Source organism: Salmonella sp. WC3 (assembly GCF_042932255.1).
Lineage (GTDB): Bacteria > Pseudomonadota > Gammaproteobacteria > Enterobacterales > Enterobacteriaceae > Salmonella > Salmonella enterica.
Genome location: NZ_CP170629.1, coordinates 946,208 through 970,016, shown reverse-complemented (window position 1 = coordinate 970,016; position 23,809 = coordinate 946,208). Strand labels below are relative to the sequence as shown.

The 23,809-nt window shown below is 48.7% G+C and carries 18 protein-coding genes and 4 pseudogenes; 4 read left to right on the top strand and 18 right to left on the bottom strand.

Features of this window, described 5'->3' with window-relative positions; all coding sequences use genetic code 11:
* Positions 1-19: 19 nt before the first annotated feature.
* The 4 genes and pseudogenes from ACFK9X_RS04595 to ACFK9X_RS04580 all read right to left on the bottom strand — a co-directional run bounded on the left by ACFK9X_RS04595 (position 20) and on the right by ACFK9X_RS04580 (position 4,868).
* On the bottom strand, positions 20-1,273 hold the full coding sequence (locus ACFK9X_RS04595) for a hypothetical protein (protein WP_000457885.1): 1,254 nt from the start codon (positions 1,271-1,273) through the stop codon (positions 20-22).
* Positions 1,274-1,290: 17 nt separating this feature from the next.
* Positions 1,291-2,487 (bottom strand): anaerobic sulfatase maturase, encoded by a 1,197-nt coding sequence (locus tag ACFK9X_RS04590; RefSeq protein WP_001189145.1) that lies wholly within the window; start codon positions 2,485-2,487, stop codon positions 1,291-1,293.
* A gap of 103 nt (positions 2,488-2,590) precedes the next feature.
* Positions 2,591-4,083, bottom strand: a pseudogene (locus ACFK9X_RS04585) (sulfatase).
* Between the two features lie 20 nt (positions 4,084-4,103).
* Positions 4,104-4,868: an outer membrane protein OmpK gene (locus tag ACFK9X_RS04580; protein ID WP_000052612.1), complete on the bottom strand. Its 765-nt coding sequence runs from the start codon at positions 4,866-4,868 to the stop codon at positions 4,104-4,106.
* 440 nt (positions 4,869-5,308) lie between these two features.
* Here ACFK9X_RS04580 and ACFK9X_RS04575 point away from each other — a divergent pair.
* Positions 5,309-5,706 (top strand): annotated as a pseudogene (locus ACFK9X_RS04575) (5'-nucleotidase C-terminal domain-containing protein); the annotation flags it as partial.
* Positions 5,707-5,843: 137 nt separating this feature from the next.
* On the opposite strand, the gene ACFK9X_RS04570 reads toward ACFK9X_RS04575, so the two are convergent.
* Positions 5,844-6,035, bottom strand: a complete 192-nt coding sequence (locus ACFK9X_RS04570; protein ID WP_012218477.1) for a hypothetical protein — start codon at positions 6,033-6,035, stop codon at positions 5,844-5,846.
* Between the two features lie 747 nt (positions 6,036-6,782).
* Between ACFK9X_RS04570 and ACFK9X_RS04565 the strand changes: the two genes are divergently transcribed.
* The gene (locus ACFK9X_RS04565; RefSeq protein ID WP_151115689.1) at positions 6,783-7,232 is read left to right on the top strand and encodes a transcriptional regulator; all 450 of its coding nucleotides are present in this window, start codon (positions 6,783-6,785) and stop codon (positions 7,230-7,232) included.
* 98 nt (positions 7,233-7,330) lie between these two features.
* Here ACFK9X_RS04565 and ACFK9X_RS04560 read toward each other — a convergent pair whose 3' ends face one another.
* The 12 genes and pseudogenes from ACFK9X_RS04560 to ACFK9X_RS04505 all read right to left on the bottom strand — a co-directional run bounded on the left by ACFK9X_RS04560 (position 7,331) and on the right by ACFK9X_RS04505 (position 21,908).
* On the bottom strand, positions 7,331-7,618 hold the full coding sequence (locus ACFK9X_RS04560; protein ID WP_000839833.1) for a hypothetical protein: 288 nt from the start codon (positions 7,616-7,618) through the stop codon (positions 7,331-7,333).
* A gap of 38 nt (positions 7,619-7,656) precedes the next feature.
* On the bottom strand, positions 7,657-8,502 hold the full coding sequence (locus ACFK9X_RS04555; protein ID WP_000291392.1) for a DsbA family protein: 846 nt from the start codon (positions 8,500-8,502) through the stop codon (positions 7,657-7,659).
* A gap of 64 nt (positions 8,503-8,566) precedes the next feature.
* Positions 8,567-9,298: a fimbrial chaperone BcfG gene (bcfG, locus tag ACFK9X_RS04550; protein WP_001135034.1), complete on the bottom strand. Its 732-nt coding sequence runs from the start codon at positions 9,296-9,298 to the stop codon at positions 8,567-8,569.
* Positions 9,264-9,782 (bottom strand): fimbrial protein BcfF, encoded by a 519-nt coding sequence (locus ACFK9X_RS04545; protein WP_001524221.1) that lies wholly within the window; start codon positions 9,780-9,782, stop codon positions 9,264-9,266. Before ACFK9X_RS04545 ends, bcfG begins: the two co-directional genes overlap by 35 nt.
* A gap of 15 nt (positions 9,783-9,797) precedes the next feature.
* Positions 9,798-10,343, bottom strand: coding sequence for a fimbrial protein BcfE (locus ACFK9X_RS04540; RefSeq protein WP_050947860.1), 546 nt, complete (start codon positions 10,341-10,343; stop codon positions 9,798-9,800).
* Entirely contained in the window at positions 10,344-11,351 is a 1,008-nt protein-coding gene (locus ACFK9X_RS04535; RefSeq protein WP_151115687.1) for a fimbrial protein BcfD, read from the bottom strand.
* The gene (gene bcfC / locus ACFK9X_RS04530) at positions 11,352-13,973 is read right to left on the bottom strand and encodes a fimbrial usher BcfC (RefSeq protein ID WP_001245857.1); all 2,622 of its coding nucleotides are present in this window, start codon (positions 13,971-13,973) and stop codon (positions 11,352-11,354) included.
* A 4-nt stretch (positions 13,974-13,977) separates the two neighbouring features.
* Positions 13,978-14,664 (bottom strand): fimbrial biogenesis chaperone BcfB, encoded by a 687-nt coding sequence (bcfB, locus tag ACFK9X_RS04525; protein WP_000742551.1) that lies wholly within the window; start codon positions 14,662-14,664, stop codon positions 13,978-13,980.
* Between the two features lie 100 nt (positions 14,665-14,764).
* Positions 14,765-15,307: a fimbrial protein BcfA gene (locus tag ACFK9X_RS04520; RefSeq protein WP_000743357.1), complete on the bottom strand. Its 543-nt coding sequence runs from the start codon at positions 15,305-15,307 to the stop codon at positions 14,765-14,767.
* 429 nt (positions 15,308-15,736) lie between these two features.
* Positions 15,737-16,441: a winged helix-turn-helix transcriptional regulator gene (locus tag ACFK9X_RS04515; RefSeq protein WP_000738617.1), complete on the bottom strand. Its 705-nt coding sequence runs from the start codon at positions 16,439-16,441 to the stop codon at positions 15,737-15,739.
* 280 nt (positions 16,442-16,721) lie between these two features.
* Positions 16,722-19,717: pseudogene (locus tag ACFK9X_RS04510) on the bottom strand (chitinase).
* A gap of 91 nt (positions 19,718-19,808) precedes the next feature.
* Positions 19,809-21,908, bottom strand: a complete 2,100-nt coding sequence (locus tag ACFK9X_RS04505) for a glycosyl hydrolase family 18 protein (RefSeq protein WP_045900309.1) — start codon at positions 21,906-21,908, stop codon at positions 19,809-19,811.
* A gap of 380 nt (positions 21,909-22,288) precedes the next feature.
* Here ACFK9X_RS04505 and ACFK9X_RS04500 point away from each other — a divergent pair, with 380 nt between their 5' ends.
* Entirely contained in the window at positions 22,289-22,732 is a 444-nt protein-coding gene (locus tag ACFK9X_RS04500; protein WP_151115685.1) for a transcriptional regulator, read from the top strand.
* 16 nt (positions 22,733-22,748) lie between these two features.
* Positions 22,749-23,282, top strand: a pseudogene (locus ACFK9X_RS04495) (glycoside hydrolase family 108 protein).
* 60 nt (positions 23,283-23,342) lie between these two features.
* On the opposite strand, the gene ACFK9X_RS04490 reads toward ACFK9X_RS04495, so the two are convergent.
* Positions 23,343-23,687, bottom strand: coding sequence for a phage holin family protein (locus tag ACFK9X_RS04490; protein WP_000026889.1), 345 nt, complete (start codon positions 23,685-23,687; stop codon positions 23,343-23,345).
* Positions 23,688-23,809: the final 122 nt, after the last annotated feature.

The window sequence follows — 23,809 nt, the reverse complement described above, 5'->3', positions numbered from 1 at the left end:
TCACACGGCATGCGATGCGTTATCCGACCTTACGGGATTGATTATATTCATACTTCAGATAATCCAGCGTTGCCGTCACATTTGCCGGTGACAGACGATTAAGCTGCGCCAAAAAAGGATGCGCATACAGATAATTAATGAACGCCGTCGCGCCTTGTAACGTAGCATAGCGTTGCTGGGTAATTTTTTTATTACCGGTGAGATTACACACCGCCATAGCATAATCGCGGGTAGAAAAAGTACGCCAGACATTGTTACGGATACCGCCGCTTAAAAACAGGCGTGGCGGAATATCTTTTTGCAGCGGCGTCGTACCGCGTTCTTTGACAAATGAAATATGGCAACGGCCCTGATGGACATGCGGCATATTCGCCATCATGCATCCCCCCAGAATAAAGCATTCATGATCGAGGTAATGCTGAACGTTTAAGGAGCGTTCGTCCGTCAGCATCCGCACCAGTTCAAAATGGCGGTAGGCAGGCAACACCGGCTTTACGATCATTCCGGAGTCATTCTTATATAACGAGGCCGGACCGTAGTCGATATCAAATAAAGTTTCGCGGCGCGCTGTAATCGCTTCCTTACGTTGCACCATATGCGCCAGCGTACCCGGAGGTAGCCGTTCTTCATAATACGACTGATACTGCCAGGCTTTATCCAGCGGCTGTGCTGAATAATTTGACGAAATCGCCACCACCCTTCCGCTTTGTTCTTCTGCCGTCACCAGAACATACAGGCTGCTGTCTCCACCGTTATAGTTCACCCTGAAAGCGCGGGTGCTGAGTGCGATATCGAAGGCCGGAAACTGCTGGCATCGCTCTGCAAGGTTTGCATTACGGGATAGTTTAAACAGCGCCCGGTTAAGACCTGTGCTGTCTAATTTCAGCTGTGAGCGGATCCCGGCAAGCGACGTCCCTTCCTCAATTAGGGTTGCCAGCTCGTCCTGTCGGCAATCGCTTTTTGCCTTTTCGGGGACGATGAACGTTTTCCGACACTGACTACACGCCATGCGGTGTTCGCCCTGAGTCGAGAAGCCGTATTTCTTTAATGAGGTGCTGCCGCAGGCAGGACACTGTTTGACCAGGCCTTTCCATCCCCGGTTTACCGTGTGGCGAAAAAGATTTAACGCCCCAGCGGAAATAACAGGAAACAGGAAACCACATTCCCGACAAAGAACATCTTTTCCCTGGCGGACATAATCCGGACTGTTCAACACGCCCAGATTTTTACATCCCGGCGTTTTACAGCAGTCCACATTAATATTGGCAAACATGCGTTCCTCCTTGAGCATTACTTAAAAAAAACAGACCGGATCTCCGCCGGTGACAGGTTATTTACGTAAAGGGTTTTCATCGCTTTCATCATTGGCGCGGTATGAGAGAAAAAGCACTGATAGCCGGCACAAAGATAGTTTTGCTTCATCGGTCCGCAAGCCGAAGGCAAAAAGCGGTGTTTAGGGCAACCGCCATAACAGGCGAATTGCCACGGGCAGGTATGGCATTCCTGCGCCATCGTGCGGCTTTTATCGAGACCAAACTGCTGGTTTTGCGCGCTATTATTCATCTGACGCAGCGGCGTGTCGTTAATATTGCCGAGCTTATATTGCGGGTAAACGAAATGATCGCAGTTATACACATCGCCATTCATTTCCATTGCAAAAGCGCTACCGCAAACGGGCGCAAAAACGCAAACCTGAGGGGGGAGTCCACACCATGCCGCCAGCGTTTGTTCAAAGAGTTGAATGCCGATATCACCAATATCTTCGCGGATCCAGATATCAAAAATGGCATTCAGGAACTTTCCAAACTGTAATCCGTCCACTGACCAGGGGGTTACTGCGGTTTGCTCGTCCTGCGGATGCGCCAGCATTCCGTCTTTATTTGCCGCTCTTTCCACTAGCGGAATAAACTGCATATAGCGGCTGCCGATAGATTTCAGATACGCATAAACCCGCTGCGGGTGCAGCATATTGCTCTGACTCACCACCGTGAGAGTATTAAATTCAACGCCATGACTCGCCAGGCATTTTATCGCCTGTTCAACTTTATGATGGGTAGGTTGCCCTGCGCGAGTTACTCGCCATTCGTCGTGCAGCGCCGCATCGCCATCAATCGAAATACCAACCAGAAAGTCATGAGCCCTGAAGAATCTCGCCCATTCATCATCAATCAGAATGCCATTGGTCTGAAAAGTATTAACGATGGCTTTTCCATTAGCATAACGTTGCTGGAGCGCTACAGCCTGGCGGTAAAATGGCAGCCCCATCAGCGTCGGTTCCCCACCCTGCCACGCAAAAATCACTTCATCCACGTCCTGCGCCGCAATATGCTGTTGCACAAACAACGCCAGCGTTTCTTCCGTCATCTTGTAATGGTTTTTTCTATCGGGATAGAGCATTTCCTTTTCCAGATAGAAGCAATATTTACAATCAAGATTACACACCGACCCGGTCGGTTTGATCATTACCTGACAGCTTTTCCGTTGCATATTTTCCGTATCCCTAAAATAAAAGAACCTGACTCAGCACGAGGGCGCTGAATCAGGCGGGCAGAGCCCTAAGTGGCATACTTAATTTTTTATAATTATCCTTTTAGCCCCAGGTCACCGGCGTTGGTTTGTCGCCACGGGCTTTCATTAACGAGTCGTTATCGATGTCCTGTTTCATTTTCAGGAACTTGCCATACAGCTGTTTTTCAATTTCAGGCTGTTTGCCAATTTGGTTCAGCGTTTCGAACCGATCTTTTTTCAGGTTATAGAGGTATTTAGGTTTATTTTCACGATCGATGATCATTTTCCAGTCACCGTCGCGGATCGCCCATTCATCGGTCGGATCATCCTGGAACGGCATATCAATACCGAAGATCAGCGGCTTATTACGTTTTAACGTTTTCTGCTCCAACAGCGGACCAGCGATTGCCCGTCGTATGTACGATCAGTAGGCAGTTTGAAATCCATCATGTTCGCCAGCGTCGGCATCCAGTCCAGACCATACACCGGCGTATCGGTAACGACGCCCTGTGGAATGTGTTTACCGTATTTGATAATTGCCGGAACGCGAATACCGCCTTCCCACAGGTTATCTTTACGTCCGCGCAGACCGTCAGTCTCGCCTGCGAGGTTCAGCTCGTAGACTTTACGCGCTTCACGCGTCACCGGGCCGTTATCACTGGTGAAGATGACAATGGTATTATCTTCTTCCCCCATCGCTTTAATTTTATCCAGTACTTTGCCGACTTGCGCATCCATATAGCTGATATTGGCGTAATATTCACCGGTACCGCGCCACGGTTTATCCGCCCAGTCGCCGTAGAACAGATCGGGATGCTGCTTCTGGTATTCGCTCATGTATTGTGAATACATATCGAGGTATTTTTTCGGCGAGGCCAGCGGGCTGTGAACTTCCGTAAAGGCAACGTATAAGAAGAACGGTTTGTCGTCTTTCTTGTTATCTAGCCAGTTCACCACTTCAGAACTGACAAATTCGCCGCTGATGCTATCGGCACGATCAATATGTTTGCCGTTACGCATCCAGCCGGTTGGGTGGACGACGCCGTAACGCGGGCGCTCTTTGGCATTATCCAGCGTAGCATCGGTCACAAAGCCAGCCGGGTTCACCAGAGAGTAATCAAAACCTAACTCTTTCGGCTGCGGCTGATCGGTACGATCGCCCCCGGCGTTGAGATGCAGTTTACCCATCATCGCGGTATCGTAACCCTGCTGTTTCAGCAGATTGGCTATGGTCAATTCGTTACGTCCAATAGAAACATTAGTACCTTCAGGGATCCAGGAGCGTACACCGGTGCGGAAGGGCATACGGCCTGTTAACATCCCGGCGCGGGAAGGAGAACACAAAGGAGCCGGCGCATAGTATTCAGTGAATTTGACCCCTTCTTTCGCCAGGCGGTCAATATTCGGGGTTTTCACTATCTGGTGACCGTAAGTCGCCAAATCACCATAGCCAAGATCATCTGCCACAATAAAAACTAAGTTCGGGCGTTTTTCGGCAGCCGCGTGCACGACAGATAACGTACTTGTCGCACAAAGCGCCAGTCCAATCATGCTGGCAATGACTGTTTTTTTCATTTCAACTCCTTTGATTTTATTTAAAATGAATATCCGACCATATAAATCATCTGGTCTCCATATCCGTCATAACCTAGTTTGTTCGCGAAATAACGATATGTCACAGTAGCTTTCCAGCGGGGATAAAATTTCCATGCCAGTGTTAATCCACCATTTAATCCATTTCGACCGAATTGCTGCTCCGTATAAGCGTCATTTCTATCTAGTTCGATTTCATTCCAGTCAGATAAAACAAAATCTTCACCAAATAAATTAAAATTATAGGCTGCAGTCCAGCCAATAACATAGCCATTCCAGCCGCTTGTCTGCCCATATTTCTGCGAGACATAATCACCAGATTGATTATGCAGACCAATATAGGGTTTGAAGAACCCCCAACTCCCGCTCCAACCTAAATACCCCGCTCCATAAAACATATCGAGGTCATCGCCCCATGAGTTATCCCATTGACCATATATCTTACCGAAGAAAGTATAATCTGAATCAAAGAGTCGTACATGAGTCATGGCAGAAACAGTATGATTTCTTCCAGCAACAGCGTGATTTAACACGTTGCTTTCAATAAATGAATAGAATTCTGCCTCTTTGAAATTGACACCAAAGTCAGCAGTTACTTTCCACACCTCCCCACGATGTACATTGACGAATCCACTATTCCAGTCAGCATAACCGGCATTAATTGATCCAAATGAATTCTTATATTCCAGTGCATGTACAGAATGGCTAAAAACAGTAGATATTGTAAGTAAGAGACTAAATAATACTGTTCGCTTTATCAGAGACATTGAATATATTTCCCATAGTTATATTTTATTCATCAATGAATATGTTTTACTCCGGTGTCGAAGTTTAACCAAATCTAGTTATAGAATAGTGATATAAATCTCACATCACGCAGGATAAAAGTATTTAAAAATAATGTGTCGAGAAATGTTTTTTTATAAAAAATAACTCAATGTTTATTATTAAATCAACACTTCATCTTTTTAGGTCATACCGCAGATTTAGTGTTGTACTAAGCTTTACCTTTTGGATAACTGATAGCAAAGATTGATGTGATTTGCCCCGCTGTTCCGTAACTCAGGGGGTGATCCGAAACGGTCATTTCCCCCTCAGGAGTGCAACTCTATCGCTGTAAGCAATACCTGAAAACCTGCCAGCACAGCCATCACAACAACGGTGCCCTCCATCACACCATTATTGATATGACGATGATTACCTGCTCGGCGATGTTCTGAGTATGTATCCTTTTACTAACGACGTAATGAACGTGGAAATTAGCGGTAAAGATCTGAAGGCGATGATGTCTCATGCAGCCGATCCGAAGAACGGCATGCTGCATGTGTCGAAAACGGCCAAATTCAAACACTACAACACAAAACCGCTGGGACAGCGTATTGTCGAATTTGATATCAAAGGTAAACAGGTCGCAGACAAGATATTCAGTACCGTCGCGCTGACTCCTTTATCGGTAAAGGCCGTGGCGGATTTGACTTCACGAAAGGTAAAAATGTCAAAGACATTAAAGGGCTGTAAACCTCGCAGGCAATTGCTGATTATATGGAACATATCAATAACATCGTTCCGGATCACACCATGCGTGTTGACGACATCAGTAAATAAAACAACTCTCATGCGGTCGTTACCCGGTGGCGGCAGATTGATATTATCTTCGCGGAAACGGTAATTACCGTTGTCAAAAACCAGAAACTCCACGATACCCGGTTCGCTGCTTTCAACTCAGACACCAGGATAAAGGCTTAACGGCGCGGTGCCATAAGGATTAAGGTAATAACGGCATGTGTATATGTATTGTCATCACGAATTTGGTCGAGGAGCTGTTGGTATATGGCGTTATGGTTTTGCACCATCGCGTTATCGGTATCAATTTTCTGATTCATCGGCGCTCTTGGTGCAGGCATGGCGAGTGAGGACTGTTGGTTTACGTACATAATGCTCTCCAGACTATACGTTATGAGACTTCTGCAATGCAGAAGCAATTTCTCTGCCCGTCCAACGTAATATTCCGAAGATGTTCAGCATAGTTATCATGTATAACGCAATAACAAAAAAAATCATAAAAATATTTTATATCGCCATCTACTCATAAAATTTCATCCTGAGAAAGCAAGTCATCATCGAATATTTATTTAGTTCTTTTTACCTATATCCTATAGCATCCATAAGACCGACCAATAGGCCGAAATAAACGTTATACCAGGTAACATAAATTACCATTCAAGCACATAAAAAATGCTTAACCTAAAATCATAGCACCACTTAATAAAATTAATCACAAACGGTGGCAAAATATTATTTTTATGTCCTTTTTTGTAACTAACCGCATTTTCAAATTAATGAATCACAACAGACAATTCTCATCAACTGAATAAAAAATAATGACATACATATTATTTACCGCTCAAAAACATGGTTTGAGAATCCTTAAACGACACGTTATATGCATACCTCATTAAATATTGATAAAACAGAATCAACATGCTTATAGAAAGAACACAAAAACAATAACACAATAATATTTATTTCACTTAAACAATTTAGCCAATTTAATGACAGTTGATTTTTCAGGCCTGTCGCCCCAACCTATCCTTGCTCATAGCATAGCGGACACGTTGCAACGATGCTGACTATACGGAACAAGTGGGATGTCATAGCCTGAAAGCACAAATGGAGTAATCATGAGACAGCATAAAATAAATAATGAGTTTATTTACAATGAATCATTAAGGGAAATCACGTCCTTGCGCAGCAATGCAGCGTTCAAAATGACATTTATGCGGGCCCGGTGCCTGAGCTATTTAATAGAAAACGCACATCAGGAATTGATTATCCGTGAAGGTGTCGCGTACGCAGCTTGGGGAGATCGAAGTCAATTTGTTAGCGATGCTAATTTGACGCAACTTCTTTATCTGCTGCGACGAGATTTACAACAAATCGGGCTTTTCGAACTGTTTGTTACGCTCCCCAGGCAGGGGATAAAAATCGATGAAAGATTTATCATTGACGCTGCTGACATACCGCCACAAGCTATTCAACATCATACTCACCGATGTAATAAAATTATATCCATTGGTATTCCCACTCTTTTTTTATTGATCGTACTTTTCTTTTTAGCGCCATTTATCTGAAGATAAAGTCTATAGACCGTGTCCCGGGAAGGTGAGAACATTTTTCATAATATCCTCACACGACACTGACGGGACCCATCTGCGGTCTGCTACGCGGTTCAGTCATAGACAATGCGTAGCACTGTTAATTGCTTATCTTCATCCAAATAATCTCGTTTTACCGTTGCATGAGGAGACGATATCGGCGTGATAATATTCTCGACAATAATATAACGTTCAACTCCCTCTTTATTATGGCATTGAATTTCTAAGGTTCCCACGTCATTCCAGCAGCCTGCCTCAACAACCGATCCCATAAAATGAATCTGAGCGGTCGGTTTCGCTGTCCCTTCATGAACGATAAAGGAAAGTAAAATCACCGGTATGACGCAACGCATAGACTTCATTTTACTTTCACTCCTGTGCGTTCTCCTCTGAGCGAATATCACCCCTTCGCTTTCTGAATCGCCATTTGCAACATATCCTGAGTCGTGCTTCCCGGGATCACGGTCACCCGTTTTACATCACCGTCTTGCGTCTGAGGCATGACGACAAAAGCAGGCGTGCCGCTAAAGTCCATATGCTGCGCCAGTGCCTGGTTAGTGAGGAGCGCATCATGTACTGCACCACTGCTTTGCGCTTCTTTTACGGCGGCCAGCTGCGTCGGCGTTAGATAATGTTGCGCCAGGGTGTAGACATCGTGTTCCGTTAACGCGCCTTCCACCTTCCCTGTGGCATAAAGCGCATTATGCCAGTCGAGATATTTCGCCCCGCCCTGTGTAAGCCATACCTGTTCGCCGACTCTGGCCGCCAGTCCGGATACCGGCCAGCGGGAGGAAAAAATAGGAAACTCTTTGAAAATAAACCGGGTATCCGGGTTCGCCTTAATCAGGTTTTCGACCACAGGCGCCATTTTGCTGCACCACGAGCACTGGTAATCAAAGAACATCACCACCGCCGCTTTTGCCTCGTTGGGCCCAACGGAAGGACTGCTGCTACTGAGCAACTCAGCACGATACTGTAATGCCAGTTGAACATACGCCTGTTGTTGCGCAATCTGCTGACGCTGATGCAACGTCTCGCTGGCGGCGACCAAAAATTCCGGATGTTCGGCCAAATACGTTGCCACCACCTCTCCCACTTTATCCGGATGACTGACGATGTAGGCTTCCGCCGTCGGGCCAATTTGCGACGTCGGGGCAGAATCGGCGGCGATTGCCGAGGCGGATACGGCAACGCCTGCCAACGTCAACATCGCCAGTCGGGAAAGTTTTAACGCGTGATAATACATAATAAAAGTCTCGTTCGATAAGTTCGGAAAGCCTCCCGCTATCGGGAGACGCCTGAAAAATAGGTTAATGAATACGCGTCAGATCCACGGTTTGCGCTGGCATTACCCGCCCATAGTCATTAATACTTTGCCAGCGCACAGTGCAGCGAACCGTGTGCCGGCACCAGTCCGTTTGACGCGTTGCAAAGGGAGCCACGACCCCGGCGTTGTCCTGGGCGCGCTCGTTAGCACGTAATAAAAAGAGCGTAACGTAATAGGGTGTAGGATTGCGTACCGTCGCGCCATCGGGGGTAAGCGACCAGATCAGATGCCGGTAGGCCTGCTGCGGATTGCCGGCGAGTCCCTCAGGGCGATAGAGCAATTTTAAAGCCGAACGAAACGCCATTTGTACACGGTTCGCTTCCGGTTTACCGGAGGGAATAGCGGCGATACTCAAGGTAAACAGACTTTCCCTGTCGGCGGGTAGCGGTCCACCGGTATAAACCACCCGCATTGAGTTTTCCTGGCGCGCTGAAAGCATAAATAATGGCGGCGTGACCACGAAGGGCGTGATATTCCCTTCGTTTTTGGTTCCTGGCCATCGGCCACCAGGTAAAATATGCGTATCAATTAACCAGGACGCTTCTGAATGGTTACTTACCGGTACGCTTAATGCCGGGGCGCCCGCATGATAGATAAAGCGAGTACCGCCAATTACCACGCCAGCCTGCGCCCATGATATGGGAAGCAAGCACCAATATATCGCGCAGCGTAAAAAGAACTTATTCATAGGCAAGAATGAAGGTTGCGGAGGCATTGGCGTCCCCGGGCGTTACCGCGCCGCCATCGGCAAGATAACGCGCGTAAAATTGCAGATGCGCCGACGCCTGGCCCGGACTGAGCGTCACCACATCACTCTCCTGCCCCAGTGGGATTAAAGTTTTATTTTGATCATAAAGCGCAATCCCAATGCCTGAAGCGTCGCTTTCCCCTGCGGTAAGCGCCAATAAATCCGTATTACGGCTATCCCCCGCACCGCTAAAACTGACCGTTACGCCGCTGGCAGTGCTGCCGCAGTTTTGTAAATCGATAGCAAAAGGTTGCCAGGCGGAACCGTCGCCCGCGCGATAAAACTGCCGTTGAGAAACCGCGCCCATCGCCACGTTAATATTTTCCGAGTCTGGAGAGAGCGAACACGTATTGTCCGTGATGGTTCCGGAGACATAAACCCGGCCATCGTGCGCCTGGACGCCGGATGCCGCCAGCAGCATCCCGATGCCGTACAGGATATCGTTACGCATAATTACGATGGCTCCTCATTCATACTGCATATCGAAATACATGACCGCCGTCGCGTTCCCGGACGTGACCGTCGGCCGGGTCGATTTATAGCGAATATAAAAAGACAGCGTGTTGCGTCCGGCTTTCAACGGATAGACCACCGAGTCGGCATTATTGATACTGATGGTATCCTGATCATCATTCAGAATTTCCACCCCTACCCCGCTTGCTAACATGTTTCCGCTTCCCATTCCGGTATCGGTTATTGCCAGTAGCGCGGGATTGTCCGGATCGGGTTCGCCGGTAAACCAGATCTTCGCCCCGGTAATTCCTCGGGAACAATTTTTGAGGTTGATATTAAAGGGCTTAAATTTTGTCGTTGTTCCCGTCGAGGGGAAATCGCCAACTGCAAACTGCCCTAAATCAATACCTTGACTGAGACTGGAAATATCTATGTCGCAGGTTTGCGCCACAATAGTGCCGGTAAATTCGAGGTTATAAGCGAGGTCGTCAGCGCTGGCATTGATTTGTGGACACAGCATCAGTCCCATGGCAAAAAGAGCGCAGTGTGATCTGTTCATTTAGTCAAAGTCCACTCGCAGGCTGGCCAGTGCGGTAAATGCCCCTTCCGCAGGCGTTTCGCCTGTTGTACTTACCGGGTAGGCCTGCAATGTGATGTTAGCGCGTCCGGCGCTATCGGTGATAAAAGGCGCGACGCTCTGTACATCATTGGGGATAAGCGCGTTTCCTTCATCGGTTTCGACCACTACGCCGACATCGGCATTATCCGAAGCGATAGCCTGGGGAACGTGGCTATCCGGCGTAGCGATAAGACGCATTGTTAAATTGACCTGCGAATCCAGACCGCTGCACTTTACCGGTACGCTGAATTTTTTCGCTCGTACCCCCTCCGTCTTTTGGCCTGCATGGTTGAAATTGCCGCTGTATAATGCGCCGAAATTTACCAGAATCGTTTGTCCGGCGTTGATTTCACAGCTTTGCGGTACGGTCACCGTTCCACTATAAAGAATGCTGTACACGACATCTGTCAGCGGATCGCCTGCGGCGGTCATGACATAAACATTAAACATAGTCTTAGGACTAATATTCACCGTGCCGACGAACGGTTTAACAATTTTGAGCTGAAACTCCAGATTTGAGTCACGAACGTAAAACGGTTGACCCGCTTTCACATTTTCATCATATCCCATCAGGACATTGTTCATTGGCGGATAGATATCGCCCGCCGAAGAATCCTCAATTCGCATTCCGCCTTCAAGGTAGTCCGGGTCCAGCTTTAAATATTTCCAGTTACCGCTCGTTTCTACGACCGGATATGGCGACACATAGGAGCGATAAGTCTGGCTATAGGTCGACGCGCCGGCGGGACACACCGCCTGTACATTAACTTCCTGGCTTTTTTCCAGTTGAACCGTCTTTCCCACCTGGTTTTGTTCTGCCGTCAGAGTGGTCGTTAAATCGTAATTAATACTGGAAGGCACGCCGTTAACGTTTTTACACACGTCTGCGAAGGCGTACTGCGATACGACACTTCCCGCCAGCAGAGCAAATAAAAGAGGTATTTTCATTTAATGACACTCCGCATGTTGTCGACTCAGAATCTGACGGGAGGAAGAGAGATGATAGGACGCGACGCACTGTTGATCCGGTAGGTTCCCCCAGCGAACGTGCAGAACGCCTTGCGCTGACAACCCGGAAAGATAGACCTCCCCGGCCTCGTCAACAATCGCCTCCGCATGGCGATCATTCACCGTCACCGTTGCGCCAAAGGGTACAGGCTTACCGTTATGATTCAGCGTTACCAGGGCACGCGCGCCGACCCGCGCTTTAAAGCGGGCCAGAACCAGCGCGCCTTCGGTCGGCACAACGCGAGTCACCGCGTCATCAATATCGACATCATCCGCCATGGCGTTAACGTCCAGCGCCATACGGTTTTGGCGATATGTTGTCGCATACGGCACCACCGCATAGCCACGCGCGTCCGTATGAATACCCGGCTGGTCGACAACGCCGACATTGGCTGCGCCCGGCGCGGCAATCAAAATATTGGTATTGCCTAACGGCTGGCTTAGCGTCACTCCATGCGCGTGCGCCACCAGGCCGCCACTCAGGCCATAATTCACCTGCTGGTAATCGCCGTTATCGCTAACGTTATAGCCAATATTGGCGTTGCCTTTCGCGCCATCGTATTCCAGGCTAGCGGCGCCGCTTTCGCCAATACCGTGATTCTGATAACCTTGTTGTATGTTGTAACTAAGATTGTTTTCGTCCAGCAGTGTGCCGCTAAGGCCCGCATTCTGCGTAACGTTATGCTGTTTGTCCGTACTGGTGCTAAAGGTAGCGTAAACATTGTGATGGCGCGTGACTTCATCATCGTGTTGCAGCCATTGACTTAGCGGCACCGAGATATTCAGCGCGAAAATTTGATCGCGCTCCGCATCGCCTGCGGATTTGTTATTGTTGTAAGAAACGCTCCATGCAATCCCCGCCAGCGTATCGCTGTATCCCACCTGCAACAAAGAATCCTTTTCATCAGTGTGCCAGTAACTTTGCTGGCTGCCGGTAATAAAAAGCGATCCCAACCCGCCTAGCTGTTGATTGATATCGAGTTGTACTTTCCCCCTCCTGGTGTAATAAAGGTTGTAATAATCCGCCCATTCCGGCCTGCTTTTATCGCTGTCAGTCCGACTGTCATCGTCATAGCCGCTCATCCGTTTCCACGTGGTATCATCCAACGTGTAAAAGCCCGAGGTTGAATAGCGATAGCCCATAAGCTGTAAATTGGTTCCTGACTGTGCAAGCGATTTGGCATACAGGAAACGCAGCGATTGCCCCTGGTAGGTGTTATTATCCGCCAGCGTACTGGTAGCCTGGGTGACATCCAGCGACACCGCGCCCCAGTCGCCCAGATTTGCGCCGCTGCCGATCGCCAGCGCGTGATAATGACTGGAAAGTTGTGTTCCGCCATACAGCGTAAAACCATGCGGTAACCCCCATATCAAGGTCGCCTGACTGAATTTCACCTTCTCTTTTTGACTACTCTCGCTACGATACTCCGCCACCGTCGCCGCATACTTCAGCCGCCCTTCTCGTTGTAGAATCGGCACGGCGGAATAGGGCACGTTATAGCGATTAATAGAACCGTCGGACTCTTTGACTTCCACAGTCAAATCGCCGCTGGCGGCGGTAGGATAGAGATCATTAATAGTAAATGCCCCGGGCGGCACATAGCGCTGATTAATGATGTAGCCGTTTTGCCGAATGGTCACTTGCGCGTTGCTTCTGGCAATGCCGTGAATGGTCGGTGCGAAGCCCTTCATGCTGTCTGGCAACATATTGTCGTCAGACGCCAGTTGTAGCCCGCGAAAAGGAAGGCTGTCGAATAATGCGGAGGGGGTATAACTATCGCCTGCCGTCAGTTCTCCCTGCAAAAAGACCACATCACGTTCCAGATAAGTACTGATGTGCTGCCAGTCGCTGTCGCTATTCTGATCGCCGCTATTCGCGTTCCATGTGGAGTAGTCGCGTAACCGCCAGGCCCCCAGATTAAGGCCGCTATTCAATCCAAGAAAATAGCTGTTCTCCGCACTGCCGCCTGGGCTCCGATCCTGACTATTCGCGCCGGTAAAGGTGTAATTCAATAGCAACGCATTAATACCTTCATCCCAGTATTTCGGTGGGATATAGCCTCTGGCGCTGGCAACCATCGCCGCCTGCGGGATGCTAATGTCGAGACGTTGCTGCGCAAAATCAAAGCGGGTCCGGGCGGCCGGTATCGCACTGGCGAGATCCGGGCAACTTCCCGCCGCCGCCTTCGCCAACAGTGGAAACGCCCCGGTGTTTACCCCCATATTTTTAAGCATTTCAGGCGTCAGGCAGGCGCGTAATCCGCTGTCATCGGTGGGCGCGCTTTTTCCCGTCGTTTTCACCGCCTGGAAGGCAATGTCTCTGGTCGCGAGAAACGTATTGTTCAGGTAAACGTCAACGCGATACATCCCCGCCGCCTGGGCATTACGGGAAAAGGTCGATAGGTCGGCCACCGCAGACGGGTCGTCAGACAGAAATGCCGGGTTGAAATAGTTTTCCGCCCACCCCGGCGCAGGCGCCAATGCGATAGCCAACGCCAGCGGGGTTAATACGGGTTTAGTTACGCTGGAGTAATATCGCGTCATGAAAAGCTGATTACGCATAACATCATGAAGCTGGACAAACGCGTGCTGGCGTCGTTGCGCCAAAATCGTTTACCGTGCGCAAAGATACCTGGCCGGGCGTCGCCGGGAGAGTGATCGCGCCTTTCGGCGGAACCATAGTATTCGGCAGTTTTTTCCCCGCGCTGTACAGTTCAACCATCGAAACGTAGTACGGCGAAGGGTTAGTAATCGTTAGCTGGCCGCGCTCGTTACGGCAGCGAAGCGTCGACGGGGCATGAGCTGGCGCCTCCGCCAGATTTTTCGGGCGGATAAATAGCTTAATCACGCTTTGCGTCGCAATTTGCAGGGAGTTGCCGGTCAATTTATTTTTATCGACAGAGGGTATCGCTTTACTGTTTAAATAAAATACGCTTTCGCGATCGGTCGGTAATGACGGCCCGACATACATAATACGTAATATATTTTCTTTTTTAGGCTGGATCACAAAGAGAGGCGGCGTAATGATAAAATCCGTCGAGCGTGAACCATCGGCATTGGCGACCCATGACTGAATTAAAAAAACATTGCTGGCAGAAGAATTAATAATCGGCAAGGAGGTTTGCTTACTTCCCTGCGGATAAATCACTCTGGTCGCGCCCAGCGCAATGCCTCCCGCCTGCGCGGCAAACGACAGGCCGGCCGCCGACAGCAGTAGCAATAATCGAAGGAAAATCGGTACGTTTTTTTTCATCTGCGTAATATCCTGATGCCGTCGGTTTGTTACGCGCAGTGACGCGCGTAACGCCCCTTTCTCGCCTCCCAACAGACGAGAAAAAAATCCCGATAAGGAATCAGGAATAAACCATGCTAAATGTCGCCGTCGCGGTAACATTACCGGCAGTCGCCGTACCGGTAGCGATATAATCCACGCTAAGCGGAATAACGTTTTCGCCATCGTTCAAGGTAACAGTACTGGACGATTCACCGATATTCAGCGCCTGGCCATCTGGTCCATAAAGTTGTAATGCCACATTCGTCGCCGAACCTGCCCCAGCGGTATTCGCCAGCGACCCCGGCTGGTTTGCGTCCTGTTGGCCATTAAAAATCACCGCCGCATTCTGGCTGGTCTGAGTATCGCAGTCTTCCAGTTTGATGGTGAAATCTTCTTTTTGATTCGCCACCATACCGGCCTCGGTTAATTTACTGGCGCGAACCTGGCCTAATGTCACGGTCTGATCGACAGAATCAGCGGAAACAGAACAGGCAGCGTCAACGACCTGTCCGACAAAATTTACCGTACCGCCAGTGACGGTTGTAGTATCCGCTTGCGCGGTGGACAACATTCCGCCAAAGGCAATTGCAGAGACCATTAATGCTAGTACAGGCTTTTTCATTCAAGCTCCTTTTAAATATAAAAATGAGGGTAATCAGATTTTTTAACGAAACGGCTGCTGATATTTCTTCACAGCAATATCACGACTTTTTCTTATGCGAAAAAAAGTGTCTTCTTGTTCTGATATAAATGTCAGAGGCAATAAAACAGCCACTCAACGTCGTGAGTTAATCTTTACGTTATAATGAGATAACGATGTTATTAATTATTAGCAAGCCAACGGCAAGTTGCAATCATCGACATTTGGTTTTATAGGACCAGGCATAACATGTTGTTTTATATTAACTTTACACCAGTCGTTCGGCCTATCTCCTTTAGCCATATTGACTTTTTAAAAATAGCTTTCATAACAACCTTCAGTAAAACATTCTATTAACGATACCAGGCAAATTCAGTCGAGATATGTAAATATATCGTTGCGGATAGTGCATTAATACGCCACTGGCAGTTTTCCGAGCGCCGTCAGCCGCCCATTATCAATATGGATATACCCGCCTTTTTTTAGTTCAGACAGAATCTTCATGGTCCGACTGCGCGATATCCCGGTACGCCGTTGAATAAAATTCAACACGATAATGCTTTCCCGGTAGGCCTGTGGATAAGCCCAGATTTCAGTCAGCAGCGCCCGAACTTTCAGATAAGAATCGACGCCGACTAATTCACGATCGCGCGCGCTCATCACCATCAGACGGTAAGCCAGACAACGGGCCACGTCGTGCCACAAATCGCATTCATCGGCGATTTTTATAAAATCCGGCAGGCGAACAAATCTACCGGTACAAACCGTTTCTGCGAGCAAAAAGTGTTCCGGTCGCGCGGGGACGTTATAGGTAGCGCCATAGCTGTCAACCATACCCACGACCGATGGCGCAAACGATGAAGATATATGGAGTCGTTTGTCATCATGACAGAAAGAAACAACGCCTGACTCCAGTAATACAATGTAGTGTTCATCGTTTGCCTGTAAATAAAACTCATCGCCGATACCCAGCGTAAACGGTTGACCAAATGGCAACAAGGCCGAAAATAAGGCATCAATTGCCGCGTGAGGTTTAGCCTGCTGAGAAAAAAGAAAAGAGTGTAATGAATTCTCATTATTATCTTTAGCAAAAGCGTCGTTCATCATTTTTTTCATTAACGGTTGTCTACTCAATGTAGCGTCACAGTATAACCTCTCAAAAAGTACTTAAATTAATAATAAATAACATCGCTATGCAGTATTTCTGTATTCACAACGCACTAATACGCAATATTTTTAAGATTAAGACAATTCTTAATACAAAATGATTACAGAAAATTAATAACAAATTACGCATAAAGAATGAGAGGTCAGGGGGCGCAGGAAAAGAGATTCGAAAGAACGCGCCTTCGAATCTCAAACTAATAGTCCAGATTAATGCAAATAAGCAGTGATATTATCTGAAATAGCGAGGGGCAGCATAATACTCTACCATTTTATCCGCCAGCCAGCCGCCGTCTTCACCGTTAGAATGGATTGTCGTAATACTGATAGTAGAACCACCGCCCCATAAGATCGAAAAGACGTTAAAGTCCGGTAGGTTCAGCGCCTGCATCTGGCCCCAGTCATACCCTTTACCTTTACGTAAAAAGTCGCCGACGGTCGGGACGCCGTAAGTCGCGCTATTTAAGGCCGTATTGAGTAGCTGCAAAGAGAGCGTGTCAGGATCGCTGCCAATACGGGCGTCACCCATAAAAAAGGTTCCGCCGGATGCAAAGTGCGCAGCGCTGATTTTACTGACGCCCTCTTCTACTGTAGGCATATGGCCGCCAGGGATTTGCCACAGCATGGCGGGCGTCAGCAGCGCTTTCGTCACCTGTTTGACCATCGCCAGGTAATTAAGCCAGCATGTCGCATTCCAGCCATAGTGGGCAAGCGCATCAGGACTGAAACAGTCACGCTCAAATTTATCAAACGCAATAAAGTCCGGCGCATATTCTCCGCTATAAACGCCCAGTTCATGAATAAATCCGGCGATCGCCTGCCCTTCAGCTACCGGATCAGCGGTATCGCGCAGCACCCAGTCCGCCGTTCCTGTCGCCCAGACATTCGTCTGCCAGCCAAAAGCCACATCCGGGGCAAACTGACGAACAAGATAGTTCACCGCCTGAATATAGCCGTAGAGATCGTCGCTAAACGTCGGCAACGAAGGCACGATAAAGCCAGCCATCGCCGGTAATGCTTGTATCGCCGCCGCCAGTTGGGCATTCACCGGCACACTGTTTTTTTGCCGTACTACGGTATAGCCATACGGTCCTTGCTGTAGCGCCCCGAGAAAATCCGGGTAAGCACAAAGGTGGCCGGGACAGGATGCGTCTCATCTTTGTATGACTGCGCCGCCAGACACTGGGTAATAAAGTTACCAAAATGGTTACGTAGCTTTTGCGCATCCTGTAAATCCGCCAGCGCGCTACCGCCGCTGGCATTCGCGGTATAAATGACCATTACCGGCATGACGCTACGCCCGGCTTCTTTTTCTATCTGGCGCACCAGCGCAACGGTTTTATGGATCGGTAACGTCGCGTAATCCAGAAAACCATCCCCGTTCACGTCAACCTCCGCGGCCGGAACCGGATCGCCGCCGCCGTCAAAACCATCGTATTTAAACAACGCGCTAAACGGTATATCGCGATAAAGAGAAACCGTCTCTGGCGCGTTAACCGTCACGCCGCCATGAGCAAGGTAATCAGGCCAACCTTTTACCTGTAGCGTCACGCCGGGCAGAAACTCCAGCGCCACATGGTTGACCTTTTGCAACAACCGTAGCGGCCCGGCCTGTTCACAACGCCACGGCACGCTGTCGATGAAAATATCGTCCGTCTGAACATCATACAGCCCGGGCGCAAAGCGTAATGCCAACGTCTGCCGATCGCTGCCGCTCTCCAGCATTAATGAGTATTGATATTTACCGCTACTGAACAGATAACGCTGCGGCGCGACGCCATCTGGCAGACCCAGTATAGTGGCATCCACCGTCACGAAACTCGCCGTGTCGAGCGCTGACTGTTGGTAAGCGACAGCAACCTCGGCAACCTGCGCCGAAGCAAGGATAAAACCCGTAAGCTGTATGGGTGCCGCTATAAAGCGGTTATTAATCATCGCAGGCTGCAGATTGACCGTATAATGATGCCCCGCCAGTAGCCGGGTGATTAACTGCGGTTGGTTGGCGATCAGCGTGACGGTACGCTCATCCGCTTGTGTAACATCGGCGATCTCAACGGTCAATTTCGCATTACCAAGCGCAGGGGCGTCAATCATCAGACGCGCGCTGGCATAACGGACAATTGGCAGACAGGATACCTGGACCTGCGCGGCGGCATCGCCGGATTGCAGCGTAACGGTAAAAGAGGACTCGACTGGCGCGATTTGCATCTCATCATTCGCCAGTACCGGTACGGTAAGCCGATACGTTCCTGCGCTAAGATCGCCTATTGTCATAACCTCTCCCCACTCACCGACAAAGCGCCGGGTTTCGCCGGCAGGAAACAGCAGCTCAATCACCGGTTTGAGCGCCACGGTCTGCGTCATGGCAGGAAAATGAACGCAAACTTTTCCCTGACGGGCAGGATCATGGGCCAACGTCGCGTTCAAATCGCTGATGGCAACTGGCGTCTGCGTGGCGGCCAGATAGCACTGTAATTCGGCGGTATCCCCCGCCGCCAGCATCAGCGCGCCGTCATGATTAATGGTGATGGTATTCTTCTCGATGGGCCATCCCCCATCGCTGGCCAGCGTCACGGCCTGATTCCCCAGCATTGTTCCCTGAAACGGGCTGTAGGGATCGGGGTGCGCGCTGGCCGTAAAATTCAGTTGAAGCTGATTGAGATCTACCGCCTGGGCGTAGAGGTTGGTCAGCGTAAAGGTGACGCGTTGATACCAACTTGCGGTATTCAACTCGCTAACGTTAAGCGTAAGGCCGTGTTCCTGAAGATCATTGTCCTTTTCCGGCACATCGGGTTCGGCGAGTTGTTCGTCTGCGGCGGGTATCGCTGGCGTCTCCTGATCGGATGGGGTTGCAGACTCTGCGTCTTCGGATGACGATGACGCCAGCGTCAAGGTGATGGCGGACATTTTTACCGGCACCTGCGTCGCCGCGAGGCTGAAAGAGAGCGTCCCGCGTTCGCCCGGCTGAAGAAGTAATGCATCGCTGTTATTAATGATGATGTTGTTAGTTTCCAGCGTGCCATACGAACTATCATTCAGCGTAAGCGGCAGGTTCCCTTTGAGCGTACCGCCGCTATTTCCCCATGGATCGATGTGCCCGGAAGCCGTGAATGATATTGCGGCATGGTTCATATCGACCGCATTACCGCTCTCATTGATGAAAGTTAAGGTAATTTTTTGATACCAGCTGTTGACGTCAAATGCGCTGGCGTGAATGGAAATGGTCATGGTCTACTCTTCCTCTGTCCCTGGTGGAGAAAAGCCCCGGTAAACCGGGGCTTGAATCATGAAGCCCAATACATCGGCTTAATACCGTGTATTAGTAAGCGCCAAGATCGGTCCATGCACCGCCGACACCGCAGTTCAGGTCAGGCTGGTTGCCCATAGACCACCATTTCACCTGATAGTTATGGCCTTTCCAGCTAACGATTTCGAAAGAACCCCAGTTTGCGCCATAAACGGTAGAAGCATCCCACTGCGCGTAAGGTGACGTTTTGTCATCTGCTGGCGTATCATCCTCAGCCGGCGTGGTCTCTTCTTCCTCGTCCGGTACAGGAACGATAATCTCTTCTTCCTCTTCCGGTTCCGGTTGAACCTGAGATAGCGCAGGCACAGCCGTCAGAACAAAGCGCTGTTGAGAGGACGGTTCGTTGTAGCAGTCGCGTACAAACAGGGTGAACTGAAAGGCTGTTTTTTCGCTAACTTCCGGTACCACAACCTCAATGATTTCTGCCGTTTTGTCTGCCACATCGATTTGAGAAGGCACGCCCCAGCTAAAGGACAACTCATCGTTATCTTCATCAGAAGAACCTGCGCCAGACAGCTGTACCGTAGATCCGCCTACAACCATCAGTTCAATCGCCGCTTTCGGCGCGTGGTTGACCTTCTGCGCGTCGTCGCTGTCGCTCTGCTCTTCATCTTTTTCTACATTGATACCTTCAAAGTAGAACGGTTCCATATCGATAACTTCAGATTCGATTTCATAACCCAGACCTTCACGCACGGCGTTAACCAGCACGCCGTTGTCCTGATCGATAGTCCAGGTAAACACGCCGCCCAGGCCCAGTTTCGCTGCATATTCGCCTTTTGCTTTGACAGTACGCGGCGTATCCAGGGATAAAAACAGTTTGGATTCCGGGCTATACAGGTAGTCAGCATCAGCGACCTGGTCGGTGTAAACGTTGAAACCGTTACGGCCTTTCTGGTTTTCCAGATCCAGGTAGCTATAAATGACGTCATACCATTCGCTGGTGCCGGATTCGAAGGAACCGGTAGTAGGGCCTGAACCTGGGTTGTAAGAACCTTTCAGCGGCGACAGGGATTCAATTTCTACCTGACGAGCGTTACGGGTATAGCCGGCATAACCGATGTTGATACGGTCAGCGGAGAAACCTTCTGCCAGCAGGTGATCAACGATAGTTTCGACAGCCCAGCCGCCCTCTTCCAGCGCTTTGCGGTTGGTGTGGTGGCCCAGCGTTTCCGCCCACGGCGTACCGAAGAAGTCATAGGTCATCAGGTTGATGCCATACAGGCCGGCAGCCATCAGATCTTTTACTTTCGCATAGTCAAAAATAGTAGTGACAGCAGAAGCGGCAATAGAGATCTTCACATTGCTCAGACCCGCGGAATCCAGCTGTTTACGCAGTTCGGCAATCAGCAGCGCGTAGTTAGCGCCATCTTCCGGACCAAACGGGTTGCCCGCCCCTTCATTGTTCGGGTATTCCCAGTCAATATCCACTTCGCTGAACATCGGGAACTGTTTGAACAGTTTCACCACGCCTTTGGCGAAGATTTTACGAGAAGAGTCAGAAGCGGCGGTTTCGTGGAACCCGTTACTCATGCTCCAGCCGCCGATACTCATGGAGAGCGCCAGCGTGTGACCTGCGGCTTTCGCTTTTGCCTGCATATCACGCAGCGCGCCCAGCAGACCCTTGGCGTTAGACTGAGTTACAGTCTTCGGATCCACATCCCAGCCGCTGACATCAAAGCCGAGGTTGATATAAGACTGGAAGTCGCCCCATGGGTCGAGGAAGGTCGGCTCATATTTCACTTTGCCGCACAGCGCTGCCGCTTCTGCTACGACATCGCGGTCTTCTGTATCAATTTTTCTGAAACCGGTGATGCCAACAAAGCCAAAAATCAGTTTGTCATAAGCCGTCGGTGAAACTTTGGTTAAATCATAACCACGGCCCGGTTGGGACATATTGCCTTGCAGACGGCTGTCATACTGTGACCAGTCGGTGTAATAACCGAATACCTTCGGTTTAGTCGTGGAATTTTTATATTTATTGTATACCGGTTTCGCAACACGAGCGGAAGTATAGCTTATTTTATCATCGCTTGTTGCAGGATCAAAACCATTCGCTGCATGAGTAGTTTCAGTAATTGTATCGCCTTGAATCAGTTTGCTTGTAGCCATTTTCAAATTTCCTTTTACGTTTCAAAATTGTCGCAGCTCGTTCTGCGGGGTCCATAATCGTTACAGGCATAAAAAATAGCTAATCACAAAACATCATCTTTTTAGATGATATAAAAATCATAAAAATGAGGTTAACAACACCGTCTAACGAAGAGAAAACAACACCTCTCAGCGCCCGCTTACTCCGTTCTGGTGAGAACATAGTAAATATCATTTATCATGTAATTAAATATCATTTAATTACAATGAAATAATGTGATTACACTCGCTATAGACAATGACAATACAATAAAACCAGTGACATTTATTGGATTAAGACATTTCTCATACAATATAGTCACCACAGACAACCAGGATGTACATTTCTAAAGGAAGACGTTATGAGAACTTATATCATTAATAGCAATTGCATTTACAATGAAGGTAAATATGAACTGAGGACGGTCTCAAATTCACAGGTTATTAAAATGACTGCGATGAGAGCCAAATGTCTCAGTTTCATCATCGAGAATGCTCATCTGGAGATTATCGAGCGACAAAAAATAACCACTGCGTTATGGGGAAGTCGAAGCCATTATGTTAATGATGCAAATCTAACGCAGATTCTCTATTTAATCAGACGTGACCTTAAAGCGCTTGGTATTAACGATCTTTTTATTACCATTCCAAGACAAGGCCTCAAAGTTAATAGTGATATCACCATTATCGCGACGGATAGCGAAACAAAGGGAAGAAAAAAACAGATTGTACGGCAAACCATCGCCGCCCTGACGACCGTATTTTCAGTAACGTTAGGTTCTCTCATGTATCTGCATATTCACTAAGCGAAGGAAAGGGAAGATGAATCCAATTATAGATGGAATTATTGCGCTTGAAGGCGGTTACGTATTTAACCCTAAAGATAAAGGCGGCGCCACCCATTGGGGCATTACCGAAGCCACGGCGCGAGCGCATGGCTATGCTGGCGATATGCGGGATCTGACCCACGCTGAAGCCTACGCGATTCTCGAAGAGGATTACTGGATAAAACCAGGTTTTGACGTCATCTCGACGCTATCGTGGCCAGTCTCCTTCGAGCTGTGCAATGCGGCAGTCAACATAGGCGCTTACCACCCCAGCGCGTGGCTGCAACGCTGGTTGAACGTCTTTAATCACGAAGGTAAACGCTACCCGGATATTCATGTGGATGGCAATATTGGCCCGCGGACGCTTGCCGCTCTCGAACATTATTTGGCCTAGCGAGGCCAGGAAGGGGAAGCCGTTTTGGTGAAAGCCCTCAATTGCAGTCAGGGCACGTACTACTTAAACGTTGCTGAGAAAAACCACAATAACGAACAATTTATTTATGGCTGGATCAAGAATAGAGTGACCTAGACCAGGCTGAAAAAAGACGCGTAAAAGGCTCACGGATGAGCCTGATACTGCAAATGATAATTAATCTGAATTATTACCTTCGATAATTTTTTTAATCCGCCGCCCAAGAATCTTTAAGATCGGACTCGCGAAAACACCGCCTAAGCCTGCCGCCAACAGAACAATGTTGAAACTGCATTCTTTTTCGATCGCAATCGCGCTTAACAAGAAACTGGTGAAGCAGGAAATCACGATCTGCGTTAAGCAATATTTAATACTTTCATGAGAACTATTATATTCTGTCTTATCTTTGCGTAAAAGATAGCTGACAAAGCCTCCCCACGCGCCAATCGAAATAATAGTGAGTAAGATCTCTAGCTCCAATAGCACAACTTCCGTTGTCGACACATGGTTGGGAATAGACATTTTAACACTCCGAAATCATTATAAATGAATAATTAACACAAGGAGTGTAAGCGCCCTGTCAGGAGGGTAAAAATCAAAGCACATCATTTAAAACCATATTAAATCAAAGCGTAAAAATGAGG